Here is a 15,549-nt window from a genome sequence, read left to right as displayed (position 1 = left end):
GCGTGTCGGCGGTGTCATCGGCGTACCTCGCTGCCTGCAGATAACACCGTCGCCCACATATCCCGAATCCGTGGAAGGAAGCCCAGGATGATGTCAACGGCACTACCTACTAGCTACGGATTACACGTGTATCCCCTTGCCCGAGCATGGAAAATGGGCGCTTCGACTTGGACGGTCGACAAACGAATCCAGTTTGCCAACGACATCGATCGCAACCTGATGGCCGTGGACGGACCGACCAACGGGAAGAAATCCGACAAAGGACTCGATGAATGGATGCCCCCCAATACGGCGTACGGATGCGAGTATGCGGCACGCTATTTGACAGTCGCCCGCGACTACGCGTTGAGCGTCACCACCAGTGACCTCCACAGCGCTTCACTTGCGTGCGGTCTAGATCCGGAAATAACCAAGGAGAAATGACAGATGAGCCCCACACCGACCAACAAGAAGGCAGTGGACACAGCACGCAAGAGCGCTGAGGCACTGGCACACAAAGCTCTTCAGGCACGTGTATCGCTTGTCGGAGCAATTGGTGAGGCGCAAGCCTCTGCGCAGGAAATACTCGATCAGCGCGAGGTTCTCCTTGCCAAGCACGCCCAGGAACTCGAATCGCTTGACGCAGAGCACGCGCGCGCGGAAGACACGATCAAAACCGCATACGACACAGCCATTTCCGGTGGCTGGACAGCGCGTGAACTCACAGATATGGGCTACTCGGCGCCGAAGAAGAAGAAGAAGGCTCGTCGACAGAAGCCGGCCGCCGCCGAAACAACGTCCCAGGCCGCACCGCCCGCATCACCGAATCACACCGGTGAACAGCCCAGCAGCGCCGGTACCAACGACTAAATCGCCTGCCAGCTTTGCAGAACAGAGGAGCTCATGATGGACCACAACTCGCCGCTCGATATCGATTCGGTCGTACGTGTCCTCCCGAGCTGCACCAGCTGCGAACTGGAGAAACAAGCCGGCGTCGACGTGACTCATATCCGTCCGGCGCAGTGGGCTCTTACTCTGAGAGACTGCTGCGCCGGGTGGACCCCGACTCCGCATTTGGTGTGCCACATACATTTCGTGGAACTCGTCACCCAGCACCTTCCCGCCCAATGCGCGATGTGCGGGCGAACCAGCAGGAACATCTCCGACGTCCTCGACACTGCGATGACCTTGGGGACTCAAGTTCCCACTCCGCATCGCAAAACGGCGTGAGTTGACTCGTTCGAGGAAGTGGACCCCTATGTCTCGCAGTTACACCAGGTCGAACCCTGACGGAGTATCCGGTGTCGTCGATGTCGACGGCGGAAACTCGAATATAGCGACGAAGAAGCAAGCTCTCGTCATCCCGGAACAACGGTATGCGGAGCGAGAGAAGGAAAGAGCTTCCGCACGGAACCTCGACTCGGCCACCGAAGGGATGAGCCTGACCCGAGCTTCGAAGGACCTCAACCGCGCATTTCCTCGGCCGGGAACTGCCCCGATCACAGATGCGAGATTGCGCCGCAACTTGCCCGGTGAGATCGAGCTCCGCAAAAACTTGAGTTCGAGACAACGCAAAGCGCGATCGGTGGCCAAACGTGCTGTCCTTGACACAATGCCCGGGACACAACATCGGGCGTTGAACGGTTTGGTGTCGGACCCGAAGACATGGGCTGAGACGAATGCCGCTCTGTCGAGAGTCAACGGTGACGCTGTTCTGCTTGACGATAAACAGCGAAAAGAGGTCCAACGGATCGACCGTGCGATCCAATCAGCGGAGTCGAAAACAGGTCGAGGCCATCTGGTCTACACCGAAGTCACGATGCCGCATCCGATAGCGGGGCAGCATGATTGGCCATCGAATCTGCAACCAGGCGCGGTGATTTCCTTCGACCGCTTCACGGCCGGCACTCACACACTTCACGAACTGGATGCACACCGCGGGCCCAACGACGTTGCCTTCGAGATCGAAACCAGTCGCGGAATGTACCTGGGGCAATCCGATAGCGGAAACAACACCGCGCACGTGCTGCCCCGAGGAATGCATGTCGAAGTCGTCGCCATACACAACGCCCCTTACGAACGGCCTGGTCAGCCGCCTGGCGAAAGAATCGTCGTGCAACTGCGCGAGATCACGACAACCGAAGCGACTTGAGAAATAGAGGTTCAGCATGGCTTACACAGACGCACAAGGCCGCCCCGAAATCTTCATGCACCCCGAGATCCTGGCAGGGAAGTCGACATTCAGCCTCGTAGAACCGGCTTCGGGCGATTCGGCGGTCGAGCATCCCGAAAATAACAACACTGCCGGCGCAAAGAAAAATCGGAGGCCACCCAAAGGGTGATGCCTCCGACTCTCACTGTGCAATCTCAGTGCACTGACTCTAACCGAGGTAGGGCAGAGGATGCAACTGAAAAGTGCACTTGTACAACACTAATCAACAGCACGAGACAATGGAGAACACTGTGAAACGACGTTCGACCAGACGCTGCATCATCGCGATTGCAGCAATGACCGCGGCCACAGTTGCAGGGTGTACCGATTCGGGATCTGAAAACGAGTCGTTGACGACAAGCGCCACCAGTGAATCGTCTGCCTCGTCGACGTCCGGCACAGCACCCACTCAGGCGGGCGTCACGGACGTCAGAGGACAGGCGGGCATCACCACCGGAACTGCTGATCCCTTTCCAACGTCGCAGCTCCAGCAAGGTACTGCCCCGCCGGTTCAGCCCGGAATTTCGCCGGCGTCCGCCGCAACTGCTGGCGACCTGTGTGGGACAGTCGTCCCCCACGCCACAGGCGCCGTCCAACCAGTGATCGTCCTAACCGGATCTGTCGAGTGCGCAACGGCCCTTGCAATCAGTGAGCGATACCTCAATGACACTTCGGTGGTCATCGAAGGTCAAGGGCGGTTCGCCACAGTGGAAGGATGGCGCTGCAACTGGCCGTACGTCGACGGCCGCTCCCATGCCGAGTCCTACCTCCAATGCACCGACTCCGCCCAAAACTCGTTCAAGATCGGCGACTAACACCCGCTTCACACTTAGGTGTCAGATGTACTCGCGGATACGGGGAAGTGCATCGGCGATTTCCTCGAACAATGTCGGCCATCCGCGTCGTAGCCACGTGACCCGGCCTTGTTCGAGGAAGTGCCCGTCGATGAGATGGCTGACCCGCAAGTTTTCGTCGGAGACGCCGAGACCACGTAGTTTGTCGTAGATCGGGTTGGCCGGCAGCTTGTGTCGAGCCAGGTAGCCCCAGACATCGTCGCGGCTCCAATCCCAGGCCGGCCCAATCACGCGAGTTCCGTCGGCGCGCGAGATCAAGCCACCGTGTGCCTGGCGTTGCTCCGCCTTAGTGGCACAACACGTTCGGCAGTTTCGTTCGATTTCGAGCGCGAGATTGCTGTGATAGAGCGACCATCGACCTGTGCCTTTGACAGATTCGTCGGCGCGTACGCCCCATATCTCGCCTGGCCCGTGGTCGGCGTGCGCGCGACGAGCTGGCTCAGCAATCAATGATTCGTGCAGTGAAACGGACTTTGGGTAGTCCGCCGCGCGTTCGTGCTGCCAACCCCCGTCGCGGGAGAGCATTTCCAGTAATGGGGGCTCTGCCGCATATACCTGAAAGTTCAACTTCCATTCCTGTGCCACTCGCTGCACGAATTCGTACGTCTCAGGAAACTCCGCTCCGGAGTCGAAGAAGACGACGGGAACATTCGGCTCCACGGAAAGGGCGAGGTGAAGCACGACAAGCGAATCCTTACCGCCGGAGAACGCGACGTAGCCGTCATTATCTTCGAGGTGTGCAGCGATTTTCGCTCGTATTGACTCCAGATCGTGCCGGATAGGGCGGAATGCATTGAGCGTGGCCATGTTCAAGCCATCCGGAGTTGCACTCATCCTGTTCCCTTCATGAGGGTTTCAACCCTATCGGCAGTCTCTCCGCTTCGTGCGAAGCGCGTATCTGTGTGTGAATCCCGGAGACGGGAGCAGATATTGACTGCTCGTCGTGTATCCAGTCGGTGATACGTTCGCCAAAATCGCCCAAAACGAATTTCCAACGAAAGTGGGGGACCATGTCCAGCGACCAGAATAATCCCGAATTGCCACCATGGCTCGATGCCAGCGCCGATGACGGTGAGAACCCTCTGGACAGCGGCGGCCATCAAGTTCACACCGAAGACCGCGTCGCACGTCACGCACCACATCCGCATGAGAGATCATCGCCAGTCGACGCCGCACCCCCAGCGCAGCCATTCGTCCCGTCAGCTCCCACGCACGCAACCGAAGCCGGAGCGCCTGCGGCCAAACGGCGGCTGGCAGCCGATCGCCCCGCAGGAGGCGCGTCAGAGCAAGCCGCAACCGACTACGCCCGATCCGCTCGATCACATCCGGAGTGTTCACGCGGAGTCAGAGACAGCGCAAAGGAGCCCGTCGTCCACCCGCCACGTTGACTCCACCCTGAATCAGGAAGCGCCTGTTGCGCACCCACAGCCGGTTCCGCCTGGTCCATCGCGGGTCGCAAATGTCCGGGTCGTGTCGCCCTCGAACCTGCCGCCGGCGAGCTCGCAGCCTGTACCCCCGACCACTTCGTCGAGTGCGCCCAACGCCGCAGTCGAATCAGCTCCGTCATGGGATCCGCCGACGACAGCGTTTCCTGCTCAAGGCGCCGGCGTCGACACTCAAGGATCTCGCGGCACTGGTGGATACAACGCCTCGGCCCCGCAGACTGAAGAACCGCGTTCTCACACCGCGCAGTATCAGCAGCCGTTGAGCGCGGGTCAGACCCACCCTCATTCCACCGCTCAGCCGGCCGCGCCAGCGGTAGGCCAATACGGTCAACAGCACTACAACGGCGCACCGCCGCAGGGACCTGCCATTCAACCGCGTCAGGTCAACCCCGGAATCGCCTCTGGTTTCCGATCCTCAACCCCTCCGAGGCGCACTATCGACGACCTCGACATCATCCGTCGTGCGAAGCGCCCGCCGGCGAAAGGTTTCCGCCGCTTTCTGTTCAAATTGACCGGGGGCAAGGTCAACCCGGGTCAGTCGCAGGCAGAGCTCGAGTACCTCGAATTGGTCAAACGGATCAACCAGCCTTCGCGAGGCGTGTACAAATCGCCTTCGTTTCCCTCAAAGGTGGGGCGGGAAAAACAACTGCAGCCAAAACAGTGGGGTCGACGTTCGCCTCGCTACGAGGTGACCGTGTGATCGCGATCGATGCCAACCCGGACGCCGGAACCCTTGCCGATCGCGAGCATCGCGAGCACCGATACACCGTTCGAGACCTGCTGGCAGATCACCACATCCGCACTTACAGCGATGTGAGGCACTACGCCTCTCAGGGGGACAGTCGTCTGGAAATCCTCGCCAACGAAACTGACCCGGCCACCTCCGAAGCCTTCAACGAGCAGGACTATCTCGACGCGCTCAAAACGTTGGAAGTGCACTACATCATCATCATCACCGATTGCGGAACCGGCATGATGCATTCAGCGATGAAGGGTATCCTCGACGAGGCGGATGCAGTCGTCGTGGTCAGCCCCACCGCCCAAGACGGCGCACGATCGGCTGTCTCCACCTTGGCATGGCTCAACGAGCAAGGACATCAACGCCTGGTGGAAAAGGCAGTGGTGGTAGTCAATTCGACACGGCCGGGATCCTCCTCACTCGACCTGAGTCAGCTCGAAGACGTCTTCCGCCAACAAGGCGTACGAGCGGTCCGCATCATCCCGTTCGACGAACACCTCGGGGAAGGCGGCCCGATCGACCTGCTGCTGCTGAGCAAGAAGACCGAACGTGCGTACCTCGAACTCGCGGCGGATCTCGCCGACGATTTCGTGAACAAGGGACCCGCATAACGAAACCGACGCTGGCGGCCTCGACAGCTGCTGATCATCCACTGCCGTAATGTGCGCGGTGTTCGTAATGTCATGTGCCGCAGATAGCTTGCTTTGCATGACCGACTCGAACGCTGTGAGCATCGAAGACGTGTGCACCGCCGCACACAGGGCAGTTGATCCCCCACCTGTCGAAGGTCGCCGCTGCGGTGGCCCCTGCGCCCGCTGCGGGCGTGAGAGCCCCGGCAACATCTCTGTCAGCTCCGTCGTTTCCCGCACATTCACTGCCTTCGACGGGTGGTCCTCGCCCGCCGCGCAAGGGATGTGCCACGTCTGCGCGTGGGTCTACCGCACCCCAGCACTGCGTCTGAACATCCAGTTGGTGGGAGCGTGCCCACCAACACTGAAAACTTTGACTTCGAGACAACTCGGAGCGCGCCTACGGAAACCGTTAACCTCCGCGCACGCGCTCGTCGTGCCAGTGGGTATGCGTCGCAAACACCTTCTCCCTCATGCGCGGTGGGGCGAAATTGGTGTCGACGACATCTCGTTGTCTTGGACCAAACACGATGTACACACTCTCGCTGCGATGCGCCGCCTGCGCGCGGACGGCTTCGGAGAGCGGATGCTGGCAGCGAGCGCACCGCAATTCGCGATGATGCGCCGACTTCCTGCCGCACGGTGGACGGGACTCCTCGAAGACTGGGCAGAACTTGATCGATGGCGCGCGGCACCCCCATGGTGGGAACTCGCCCTGCGCGCCTCCTCCTCGAACAGGAAGGAACCGTAGTGGCAACCTCCACTGACAAATGGCTTGCTTCCGTTCCCGAACTACCCGCACTGACCGGGGCTCACTCGACCGCTGAACGACTACTTCTGTTGCTGCACTACGGAATTGACTGGGAAAACGGATGGGTAGCATCCCGCCGAGCCGTGTACTGGGAACACCACCTCCCCGATCGTGTCCGGCTCGCCACCTACCGGTGCGGCGCCGATCTCGACCGATGGTGGGGCATCGTGTCGGAGAAGCTCGAATCCCGACCCAACGCATCGCAGCGACTCGAACTCTCGCAACTACTGAGAGAACCACCGAAGCCAGTGCTGGCAATCATGCGCGAATCGACTCGGGCGCTGGTGCTTCGAACGCAGATCGTTGCGACGGCATACCGAGAGTCCCAAACCCACACCCGGCGGCAGCGCGACAACGCAGGAGAAACATCACCATGACCAGCACTGTGCATTGGGATCTGGACATCTATGCACTGTCGTCTATCTCGCACAAAGACGACAGCACCTCGACAACCACGGCCCTCTTTCGCCGTGAAGAAGTAATCCAGCTCGACGGGACGGGGGAGCTCGTTCCGATCATCTCCGGCAACTCCTTCCGCGGAACACTGCGACGCATCGGTGAGGAACTCCTCCGCGATGTGCTCGACTACGAGGGCACACTGTCGCTGCCGGCGGCCCACACCCTCCGTAGCGGAGGAGCGCTACGAAAAACCAAGGGCGAACCCCTCTCCGGAAGCAGACTCGAGCATGCACGAAATCTCATCCCCCTGATCGGCGTCTTCGGAGGTAACAGCAGCTCCACGATGATCAAGGGCCGCGCCCAGATCGGGAAAGTCGTACCGCGGGTCAAAGAGACCGAACACATCATGTCCAGACCGTCGAAGCTTCCGTTACTGAGCCAGTTCGAGCTGCTGGGCATCGAGCGGTACAGCCGATTCGACGACTCGGACACCGCAGACTTCCCATCAACCGCCGCGGCAGAGTCCGACGCGGAGAACTCGGCGACCGGCTCCCATCTGATGCGCTACGAAGTCGAGACCTTACCTGCGGGAACCACCTTCGAATCCTGGATCCGCCTCACCCGAGCCACCGATCTGCAGATCGCCTTCTTCACGGACGTCCTCGCCGAATTCACAGCAGCAGGACGACTCGGTGGGCGATTGTCGATCGGCCACGGGATGGTTCGCGTCGAATCCACGCGATCGACGACAGCCGGCACCACAGCATCTGCGGTGGATTGGCGCGAACATCTGCGCAGTGTCCGAGACGACGCGCTGGAAGTTCTGGCGAACTGGTGATGAGGCCGCTACTGGTGAAAGCGAGACTCGCCCACGGAATCGCGCACGCCGCACCGTGGGGAGTGAGCCTCGACGGACTACTCGCCGCAGAAATATGGGCAGACCAGAAGGCGGGCAAGCGCGATCGAGGCGAGGACGTAGCTGCGCTGGCAGCGGACGTGGACCCTGTAGACCTCGATTTGCCCTTGGCTCGATGCGAACTGTCAGGCGGAGACCTGTGGCACTGGGCAGCTACTTGTGCGTATCCCGAGAAACCTGTCGACCATCCAGTGGTGCGCTACTGGACGGGGCGCCCCGATCATGCGGCGCTCGGAGATCTCGTGGCAGATCTCCCGGGCGTCGTCTCGGAAAGGCAAGGCCCGTACCGGTCGCGGAGCATGCCGTTGTTGGTCACGAGCACCGACACCGTGACATGGCAATGTGTGGGAGACGATGACCGGATCATGGCGATCCTGCACGGTGTCGCCGCGATCGGAAAGAAACGTAGTCAGGGCGAAGGTCGAGTTCTGCGGTGGGAAGTGACGCCTCTCGACGAGTCTTTTGGCTGGTCGGCAGGGCATCTCCATATTGATGGCAGCCTCGGTCGGCCAACCCCGGATGGATGCCTGCACGGAACCGCGGTGGCAACCGGTGGCCGAGGACCCACGGGTCTGCGGCCGCCGTACATGCACGGTTTCCGCCGGCACACGCTCAACCTGCCGTTCTCGCTCACTGTGTGAGTAGCGAAGACGATCTTGGAGCCAAGTTCTGTCGTGGCGCTCGGCTATTGCGCGGTACCTGAACTGGGGTTCTCTGGCCTGCTAGCGATAGTCATCAGCGCCCTGTACGCACGATCTCGACGCCCTTCCGGGACGAGTTGCCACGAACGGTGTTGTGGGTTTTCGAGTGCCACAGCTAGCTTCTCGAGTCTGCGTGGGTCGTTTTCCGTCATCGTCACATCACGTTCGACGATCGGATTGCCAATCGCACTGGCGAGGATCGCAGCGTCATCGAGATGGCGTTGCGTGTCCCTGCGGTCACTGATGAAAGCTGCCCCCTTGAGGATCAGAGCCCCCAGAACGGTCGGCAGGCTCAAACGGGTTGGTACCCCGTCAATTTCGATCGTGCAGTTCACGGTTTTCCGCAATGCAGATGTGGCACCTGGGACCTGGAAGACCGGGTGCCCTTTCAGCTTCGGGACATGCTTCGGTGGTAGATGGTCGGCGACCATCACATCGACTATCTCGGGCGTCTTTTCTCCTCCACGTGTAAACCGGTGGATGGGGTCGTCGTCCTGGAGCGACCAGCGGAGTTCGTAGCCGAGATCCTCGAGTTGTTTCTTGACTTCGTTGAATACGGCTGCGCCGGTTTCTATGTGCAGCACGATGTCGACATCAAGGGTAGGTCTGTTGAGTGGCACTCCTGCTTTCGCTGCGTGCAGCTGCACCATCAGCCCCCCGATCAGTGTCCATTGTTCGGACGGGATCGCGTTGGCCAGTTCCGCGGCTTGCGGCCACGGTGTAGCCCACCCGCCGGCAGGCGCCTGAATAGTCCACTCGGGACGTTCAACGGAAGTCATCGAGTAGCTCCTGGAGTACGCGCGTGCCGGCGCTGCGCTGGCGGGTGTCGAGTGATTCCATCAGATCGACGGCGACGGCCGCGATCGGAAGCGTCGCCGTGCGGAAGAATGGGTTCAGGGCGGAAACGACCCGGAGGGTGACATCTCCGTTTTGGGAGAGCATTCCGAATTGTTCTACGACGTCGTCGAAGTCGTCGTCGACGATGTACCCGTCGGCTTTGCCGTGTCTCGCGGAGGACAGTCCGAATCGCGCCGCTGTTTTCGGTACGTGGATGATCGCGCTGGTACCGGTGGCGGCGAGGTAGCCGCCCCTGATCAGGACATCTACGTCGCCCTCCCCCCAGGTCTCCATGTGGTGTGTGGTGGCGCGGTTTCTGGCGAGGTAGGCAACTTCTGCCGCGGATGACCGGCGTAAACGATGTTTGAGTCGGGTGATCTGTGTCGGAGAAGCGATCCAGTCGACTTTGCACTGGGAAAGCAAGGCCAGGGCTGCCCAGGAAACTTCGGGACTCCATGGGCGTCCGGGATGGCGGGAGCTCTGGACCATCCGATGGACGGATGCGCTGTTGAGCAGGAGAGAATTGCCCACCTCGCGGGCGATGGTGATGGAACCGGCGCGAGCGAGTCTGGTGACCTGCCGTTCGGTCACCGAGAGTGCAGCGGCAGCATCGTGCACCGTCATCTCATCCATGCCTTATATGGTCGCATTCGAGACCATATAAGGCAATAACAGCACTACATCGTGCAATTATTTGATGTGCGATCGAATGCAGTTCTATCAGTCCTGCGGATTCCTAGCGGCGACGAGGTTGGTCAAGTCAGTCGGCCAGGGGTACTTTCCCGGTGCGTCTGTCACGGATTCGACGATGGCCTTTCCCGCGGCTTCATCGATCTCGATGATGGAGAACACCGACGTACCGGTGGTGTGGATCCGGACGTGATCGCCGACCTGCATGTGTGAATCTCTTTCTCGTATTCTGCGATGTTTCGCAGCTCCGCACTATCTCAGGTGTGTACGACACGATCTGGCACACGGAGGGGCGAGAGTCGGCCGGTCGGCCGGCCCCTCGCCCCGCCCCCGGCACGGCGAGGGGCGGGGTCATTTGAGGCCACAGAATCCGTCATTTGCGCAGTTCAGGCCGTATAATTCGAGGTGTCCTGTTGAGTGCGCGACTGACCATCGTGCCGATTTTTTTGGAGCGTTCTGATGGCTGATTTGGCTACTGCTGTGACTGTGTTGGATGCGAATGGGCGGGCGGGGGTGCCGTCGTTGTTGATTTCGGGTCCGGGTATGGGCAAGTCGAGTTTGGTGCGTGGGTTGGCAGCGGCGGATGGGGTGCTGTGCAAGACGGTGTTGGGGTCGTTGCGTGAGCCGTCGGATTTCGCGGGATTGCCGGTGGTGCGGGAGAACGGCGTGACGTTGGAGGCTCCGGCGTGGGCGAAGGAATTGGTGGCCGGTGGTGGCGGGTATCTGTTTCTGGACGAGTTGACGACGAGTCCGCCTGCTGTCCAGGCGGCGATGTTGGCGGTGGCGCTGGATCTGACTGTCGGTGATGTGCAGTTGCCGAAGGGGACTCGGGTGATTGCGGGGGCGAATCCTCGTCGATTGCGCTGCTGGTGGGTACGAGTTGGAAGCGCCGTTGGCGAATCGGTTCTGCCATGTGGAGTTCACGCCGTCTGTCGATGAGTGGTTGGACGGTATGGCGACGGGGTGGGGTGCGCCGCCTGCCTCGCGTGCGGTGGCCACCGATGAGCAGCGGGCCTGTGTTGGTGCGCAGTTCGATCACCGGCTTTGTGCAGCGCAATCCTGATGCGTTGGATGCGTTTCCGTCGTCGGCGGCGAAGACCGGTGGCGCGTGGCCGTCGCGTCGTACGTGGTCGATGTTGGCGGCGGTGTTGCCGCATTTGCGCGAGGACGACAACGCGGCGATCAACACGGCGGTGTTCGGGTTGATCGGTGAGGGCGCGGGCGTGGAGTTCTTTTCAGTGGCGACGTAGCGCCGATCTGCCCGATCCGGTTGCGGTGGTGGAGAATCCCGAGTCGGCGTTCGATTGGCAGTCGCGTCCTGATCTGGTGTGGGCGGTGTTGTCCGGTGTCACGGCGTGGGCGGTGGGGCGCGGCACGGTGGAGGCCTGGCGCAGTGCGTGGGGTCCGCTGATCGCGGCTGCGGAGGCGGGCGCACCGGACGTGGCGGGCGCGGCGGCGCGCACGCTGGCGAAGGCGCGACCGGCGAAGGCGACTGTCCCGGCGTCTGCCCGTCGGTTCGCTCCGATGTTGACCGCTGCGGGTCTGATGGAGGCGGCAGCATGAGCGGTGTTCGGGTGCTCGCGAGCGATGAGTTGCGGGCGTTTCGCCTGGCACGGCTGGTTTCTGCCGAACAGATGCCGTATTTCATGCGGGCGTTGTTCGCAGCGCGGCCTGTTGCTGCACCGGGGTTGGGCACGTTCGCGGTGGATGCGCAGTGGCGGCTGTATCTCGATCCGGCGTTGTTGGTGGGGGCGGGTGCGTGGCCGGTGCCGGTGGCGGGTGCGGTGTTGCTGCACGAGGTCGGGCACTTGCTGCGGGCGCACGGTGTGCGAGGGCAGTCCTTGCCGAAGCCGGTCCAGCACGTGGCGTGGAATTACGCGGCGGACGCGGAAATCAACGACGACTTGCTGGCGGCGGGCGTCGGGTTACCGGACGGGGTGATCACTCCGCAATCGTTCGGGTGCGAGGACGGCGGGATCGCAGAGGACTATTACACGCACCTGATCGATCCGGCTACGGGACAACAGTTTCCAGACGAGAATGATGTGGGATGCGGGTCCGGTGCGGGGTGCGCGCCGGTGCCGGGGGAGTTGGGCGCGGCAGCGGGGGAGGTCGCGGACGGGTTGGACGGCGCGGAAGCGGATCTGGTGCGCCGTCATGTGGCGCGGGCGGTGCAGGCGGCGCAAGGGATGGGGCGCGGGAGCGCACCGGCAGGGTTGGCGCGGTGGGCTGGTGAGGTTCTCGCGCCGCCGACCGTGCCGTGGGATCGGGTGTTGCGTGCGGTGATCCGGCGCGCGTTGGCGGATCAGTCGGGGCGGACGAACTACAGCTATGCGCGTCCGTCGCGGCGCAGCGTGCCGGGGATCGTGGTCCCGGCGATGCGGGGTCCGTCGATCACGGTGTCGATTGTGATCGACACGTCGGGGTCCATGTCGGCGGGTGATCTGTCGGCGGCGATGGGTGAGGTGGCGGGTGTGCTGCGGGCGGGCGGTGTAGCGCGGGAGCGGGTACGGATTCTCTCGTGCGATGCGAAATCGACGTCTGCGCAGGCGGTGCGGTCGGTGGCCGATGTGGTGTTGGTGGGCGGCGGCGGTACGGATATGCGCGTCGGGATCGACGCGGCGAACGCGGCCCGTCCTGCCCCGCACGTGGTGATCGTGTTGACGGACGGGGATACGCCGTGGCCGGATCGGCCGTCGCGGGCGCATCTGGTGTGCGCGGTGATCGGCAACGACGGCGCACTGGCGCGGACCCCGGAATGGGCGTCGAGTGTGCAGATCCCGGTCGGTGCGTTGTGAACTCGGTGAGCGGTGACCTGTTGCGGTACGCGCAGCAGGTGTTGACCGGGACTTCTCACGCGCCGGATCAGGTGGCGAGCGTGGTCGCCGGTACCGGCGAGGATGCGGCGGCGCGGGCCTTGCGTGCGGGGTGGGAGTGCGCCGCGAATCCGGTGGTCTTGGCGTGCGAGCAGGCGGAGGACGTGTCGTGAGCGTGGAATGGTTCGATCTGGCTCAGCGTCTCTATGCTGCCGAAACGGGGCGCCCCGTTGCTCGGCTCGCACACACCACGTTCACCCCGTCAGCGTCGGCGCTGGCGGTGCGTGCGAGCGCACGCGGCGGCAGCGTGAGCGTGTCCGCTGCGGCGTTCGGTGGACGCGAGGAAACCGCGTGCGATGAGGCCGGGTTGGCGTTGCTGGCACGGTTGGGCGGCACGCTGGCGGCGGATGCCCCGGCGATGTTGCTCACCGACGACGGCGGCACGATTCCGGCGCTGGTGGGGTTGGCGCGGGCGCACGCTCACCACAGTGACCCGAATATTTCCGGTAGTGCCGCGATGGTGGGGTGGTGGGCGGATCGGGCGGATCATCCCGGCACGTCGGCGGTGGTGAATCTTCCGGCCGCGTCGAGTTCTCGCTACGTGCTCGGAGTGGTGCCGGAAGCGCAGCGGTCGGCGAGGGTGTGGCGGACGTGGTTGCAGATCACCGGCGAGAGTGTCGCCGGGATGCACGAGTGGGCGCGTGCGATCGGCAGTGGCCGGTTATTGCCGCTGCTCGCTGCGATCGGTGAAGACGATGCGTATTCGTTTTCTCGGGCGCAATCCGCCTTGGTGGACGGTCACGACTGGTCACGTCCCGACAACACGGCCAGCGCCGCGATGGGCCTGCGAAGTCGTTGTGACGCAGCAGATGTGATGTCATCAGCCTTGCTCGATGATCCGATGTGGCGCGAGCGCGCACTGCACACCGGCCACGTCGCGGTAGGTGTGGCATCGATGACGCCGCCACCGAAGGGTTCACGTCGGCGCAACGGGTCGCTGTCGGTGACGTGCGAGCGTCTGGATTCACGCCTTCGGGTCGGATCTGCTGTCACCGGGTGGGTCGGTACACCGCGACGGCGACCGTTCGAGCAGTTCACCGTCGAGGTCACTAAGGCCGAGGTTGTCGGCGGGAAGTTGGTTCTCGGACTCGGTTCGGTGGGGATGTATGCGCCGCCGAGTGATGCGTCGGTGGTGTTGATGCCGCAAGCGGCGTCACCTTTCGCGATGCGCGCTGGTCGTGGCCGGTATTGGAGGCTCTACCGAGGTCGGCGGTCCTGGCTTTCGACGGGGCAGACGCCCGTCCCTTCCCGGCGTGAAGTGCCGTTGGACGTGCTCATAGCGGGCGCAGAGGAACCCGGCAGCATACCTGCCGTGGGTAAATAGCCAGTTCAGAGGCTTCTTTCAGGAAAGGTTTGATTCGTCATGCGCATTACTGCCTCGTCGTCGGATATCGCTGCCCCCTCCGGTTTGGTCCCGTCACCGCCGCGTCCGCCCGCTCCGTCGCTGACGGGGTGGCCGGGGTCGGAGATCATGGCCGACCCGATCACGGCGCGGGTGCTGTTTTCGGTGTGGTCGGGTGATCCTGCGGTGGTGGTGCCGTCCCCGCCATGGTGGATGTCGGGTGTTGTGGATAGTCTGTTGGTGCTTGTCCTATCAGGGCGTGACTGACCATCACGCTGATGTCTATCCCCGGAAGGGGTGTTTTTCGTGACCCGATTTGTCTTGTCTGAGTCCGAGTCCGGTGTGGATGCGGGGGTGGCGTTGGGTGTTCTGCCGGCTCGCGCTGCGGCCTATCTGCTTGCTAGTGGGTGGAGTGCCGATATGGAGGGAGGCGGTGTGACGGTGGGAGCGGCACTCGAGCGCTGCGCTGAGTCCTGATGGCAGTATCTGCTTGTCAAGGAGCTGTATCGGTGGCAGGTGCGCGGTGGTGTCCGCGACGACCTCTTCGAAGGCAGCCCAGCGGAAACAAATTCCGAGCGGGCCGCCGTGTTGTCGGCTGTTCGCACGGACTCTGCGGCGCTGGCGGAATTGTTCGGGCCGCAGTGGGCGGACATGGTTTCGCTGGCTGTGGCCGGAGACTTCAGTGAAGATCGGATGGTCGATTCGCTGGAGGCCGTCGATGCTGGCTGGTGGGCTGGATTCGCGTGGCCGGCGGCGATCGACGCGGCGAGTTCGGTTGCCGTCGAATCTGGACGCCGAAATCAGTTCCTGGCCGCGTTCAATGTGGCGTGCCGATTGGGGCACGGGGTGAGCCGGATTGCGGCTGCCGATGCGTCACGAGGTCTGGTGGTTCGGGATCTGATTGGAGTTCATGGTTTCGATCTCAGCCACTACGACCGATTGACCGGACCGTGGCGCCGGCACATCGGTGCGGTGCACCGGGATGACCGTCGGCGGAGGAATCGTCAAATTCTGTGGATTAAGGTGTGTCAGGCGACCTCGGATACCGGCGTGTCCGGTGACGGTTCCGGGGTGATCTCGACGGGTCGTTCGAGGAGCTTGCCCTTGTGGAACAGCGCA

The 15,549-nt window shown here is 62.5% G+C and carries 17 protein-coding genes and 1 pseudogene; 14 read left to right on the top strand and 4 right to left on the bottom strand.

Annotated elements, in window-relative coordinates:
* Nucleotides 1-87 precede the first annotated feature (87 nt).
* The 4 genes from ATN37_RS01090 (at nt 88) to ATN37_RS32240 (ending at nt 3,006) form a co-directional block, all read left to right on the top strand.
* A complete protein-coding gene (locus ATN37_RS01090) occupies nt 88-423 on the top strand; it encodes an HNH endonuclease family protein (RefSeq protein ID WP_080712838.1) in 336 nt (111 codons plus the stop codon).
* A gap of 3 nt (nt 424-426) precedes the next feature.
* Entirely contained in the window at nt 427-849 is a 423-nt protein-coding gene (locus ATN37_RS01085; protein ID WP_051721009.1) for a hypothetical protein, read from the top strand.
* 388 nt (nt 850-1,237) lie between these two features.
* On the top strand, nt 1,238-2,131 hold the full coding sequence (locus tag ATN37_RS01080; RefSeq protein ID WP_021334669.1) for a hypothetical protein: 894 nt from the start codon (nt 1,238-1,240) through the stop codon (nt 2,129-2,131).
* Nucleotides 2,132-2,442: 311 nt separating this feature from the next.
* Nucleotides 2,443-3,006 carry a hypothetical protein gene (locus ATN37_RS32240; RefSeq protein ID WP_030538008.1) on the top strand — a complete coding sequence of 188 codons (564 nt, stop codon included), beginning with the start codon at nt 2,443-2,445 and terminating at the stop codon, nt 3,004-3,006.
* 21 nt (nt 3,007-3,027) lie between these two features.
* Here ATN37_RS32240 and ATN37_RS01070 read toward each other — a convergent pair whose 3' ends face one another.
* Nucleotides 3,028-3,879, bottom strand: a complete 852-nt coding sequence (locus tag ATN37_RS01070) for a phosphoadenosine phosphosulfate reductase family protein (RefSeq protein WP_021334666.1) — start codon at nt 3,877-3,879, stop codon at nt 3,028-3,030.
* 1,271 nt (nt 3,880-5,150) lie between these two features.
* Between ATN37_RS01070 and ATN37_RS32235 the strand changes: the two genes are divergently transcribed.
* The 5 genes from ATN37_RS32235 to ATN37_RS01045 all read left to right on the top strand — a co-directional run bounded on the left by ATN37_RS32235 (nt 5,151) and on the right by ATN37_RS01045 (nt 8,625).
* A complete protein-coding gene (locus ATN37_RS32235) occupies nt 5,151-5,840 on the top strand; it encodes a MinD/ParA family protein (protein WP_230587723.1) in 690 nt (229 codons plus the stop codon).
* Nucleotides 5,841-5,937: 97 nt separating this feature from the next.
* Nucleotides 5,938-6,609: a hypothetical protein gene (locus tag ATN37_RS01060; protein ID WP_021334665.1), complete on the top strand. Its 672-nt coding sequence runs from the start codon at nt 5,938-5,940 to the stop codon at nt 6,607-6,609.
* Nucleotides 6,609-7,046, top strand: a complete 438-nt coding sequence (locus tag ATN37_RS01055; protein ID WP_021334664.1) for a hypothetical protein — start codon at nt 6,609-6,611, stop codon at nt 7,044-7,046. Before ATN37_RS01060 ends, ATN37_RS01055 begins: the two co-directional genes overlap by 1 nt.
* A complete protein-coding gene (locus tag ATN37_RS01050) occupies nt 7,043-7,906 on the top strand; it encodes an RAMP superfamily CRISPR-associated protein (protein WP_021334663.1) in 864 nt (287 codons plus the stop codon). The genes ATN37_RS01055 and ATN37_RS01050 overlap by 4 nt, the downstream gene beginning before the upstream one ends.
* Complete coding sequence (locus tag ATN37_RS01045; RefSeq protein WP_021334662.1) at nt 7,906-8,625, top strand: hypothetical protein; 720 nt, start codon at nt 7,906-7,908, stop codon at nt 8,623-8,625. The genes ATN37_RS01050 and ATN37_RS01045 overlap by 1 nt, the downstream gene beginning before the upstream one ends.
* Before the next feature lie 44 nt (nt 8,626-8,669).
* Here the strand turns inward: ATN37_RS01045 and ATN37_RS01040 are convergent, their stop codons facing one another.
* The 3 genes from ATN37_RS01040 to ATN37_RS01030 all read right to left on the bottom strand — a co-directional run bounded on the left by ATN37_RS01040 (nt 8,670) and on the right by ATN37_RS01030 (nt 10,419).
* Entirely contained in the window at nt 8,670-9,335 is a 666-nt protein-coding gene (locus tag ATN37_RS01040; protein ID WP_149357546.1) for a hypothetical protein, read from the bottom strand.
* 115 nt (nt 9,336-9,450) lie between these two features.
* Nucleotides 9,451-10,155 carry a hypothetical protein gene (locus ATN37_RS01035; protein WP_021334660.1) on the bottom strand — a complete coding sequence of 235 codons (705 nt, stop codon included), beginning with the start codon at nt 10,153-10,155 and terminating at the stop codon, nt 9,451-9,453.
* 87 nt (nt 10,156-10,242) lie between these two features.
* Nucleotides 10,243-10,419 (bottom strand): hypothetical protein, encoded by a 177-nt coding sequence (locus ATN37_RS01030; RefSeq protein ID WP_021334659.1) that lies wholly within the window; start codon nt 10,417-10,419, stop codon nt 10,243-10,245.
* 252 nt (nt 10,420-10,671) lie between these two features.
* Between ATN37_RS01030 and ATN37_RS01025 the strand changes: the two are divergent.
* The 5 genes and pseudogenes from ATN37_RS01025 to ATN37_RS01005 all read left to right on the top strand — a co-directional run bounded on the left by ATN37_RS01025 (nt 10,672) and on the right by ATN37_RS01005 (nt 14,697).
* Nucleotides 10,672-11,775: pseudogene (locus ATN37_RS01025) on the top strand (AAA family ATPase).
* A complete protein-coding gene (locus ATN37_RS01020; RefSeq protein ID WP_218694641.1) occupies nt 11,772-13,010 on the top strand; it encodes a VWA-like domain-containing protein in 1,239 nt (412 codons plus the stop codon). The pseudogene ATN37_RS01025 and the gene ATN37_RS01020 overlap by 4 nt, the downstream one beginning before the upstream one ends.
* Nucleotides 13,007-13,201: a hypothetical protein gene (locus tag ATN37_RS01015; protein ID WP_021334726.1), complete on the top strand. Its 195-nt coding sequence runs from the start codon at nt 13,007-13,009 to the stop codon at nt 13,199-13,201. The genes ATN37_RS01020 and ATN37_RS01015 overlap by 4 nt, the downstream gene beginning before the upstream one ends.
* Complete coding sequence (locus tag ATN37_RS01010) at nt 13,198-14,412, top strand: hypothetical protein (RefSeq protein ID WP_021334725.1); 1,215 nt, start codon at nt 13,198-13,200, stop codon at nt 14,410-14,412. The genes ATN37_RS01015 and ATN37_RS01010 overlap by 4 nt, the downstream gene beginning before the upstream one ends.
* A gap of 39 nt (nt 14,413-14,451) precedes the next feature.
* Nucleotides 14,452-14,697 (top strand): hypothetical protein, encoded by a 246-nt coding sequence (locus ATN37_RS01005; RefSeq protein WP_371734675.1) that lies wholly within the window; start codon nt 14,452-14,454, stop codon nt 14,695-14,697.
* Nucleotides 14,698-15,549 lie beyond the last annotated feature (852 nt).

This window comes from Rhodococcus sp. MH15, assembly GCF_019266045.1.
In the GTDB taxonomy this organism is placed as follows: domain Bacteria; phylum Actinomycetota; class Actinomycetes; order Mycobacteriales; family Mycobacteriaceae; genus Rhodococcus_F; species Rhodococcus_F qingshengii.
Note: the sequence above shows the minus strand (reverse complement) of the source record. Positions and strands in the feature narration are given on the sequence as shown.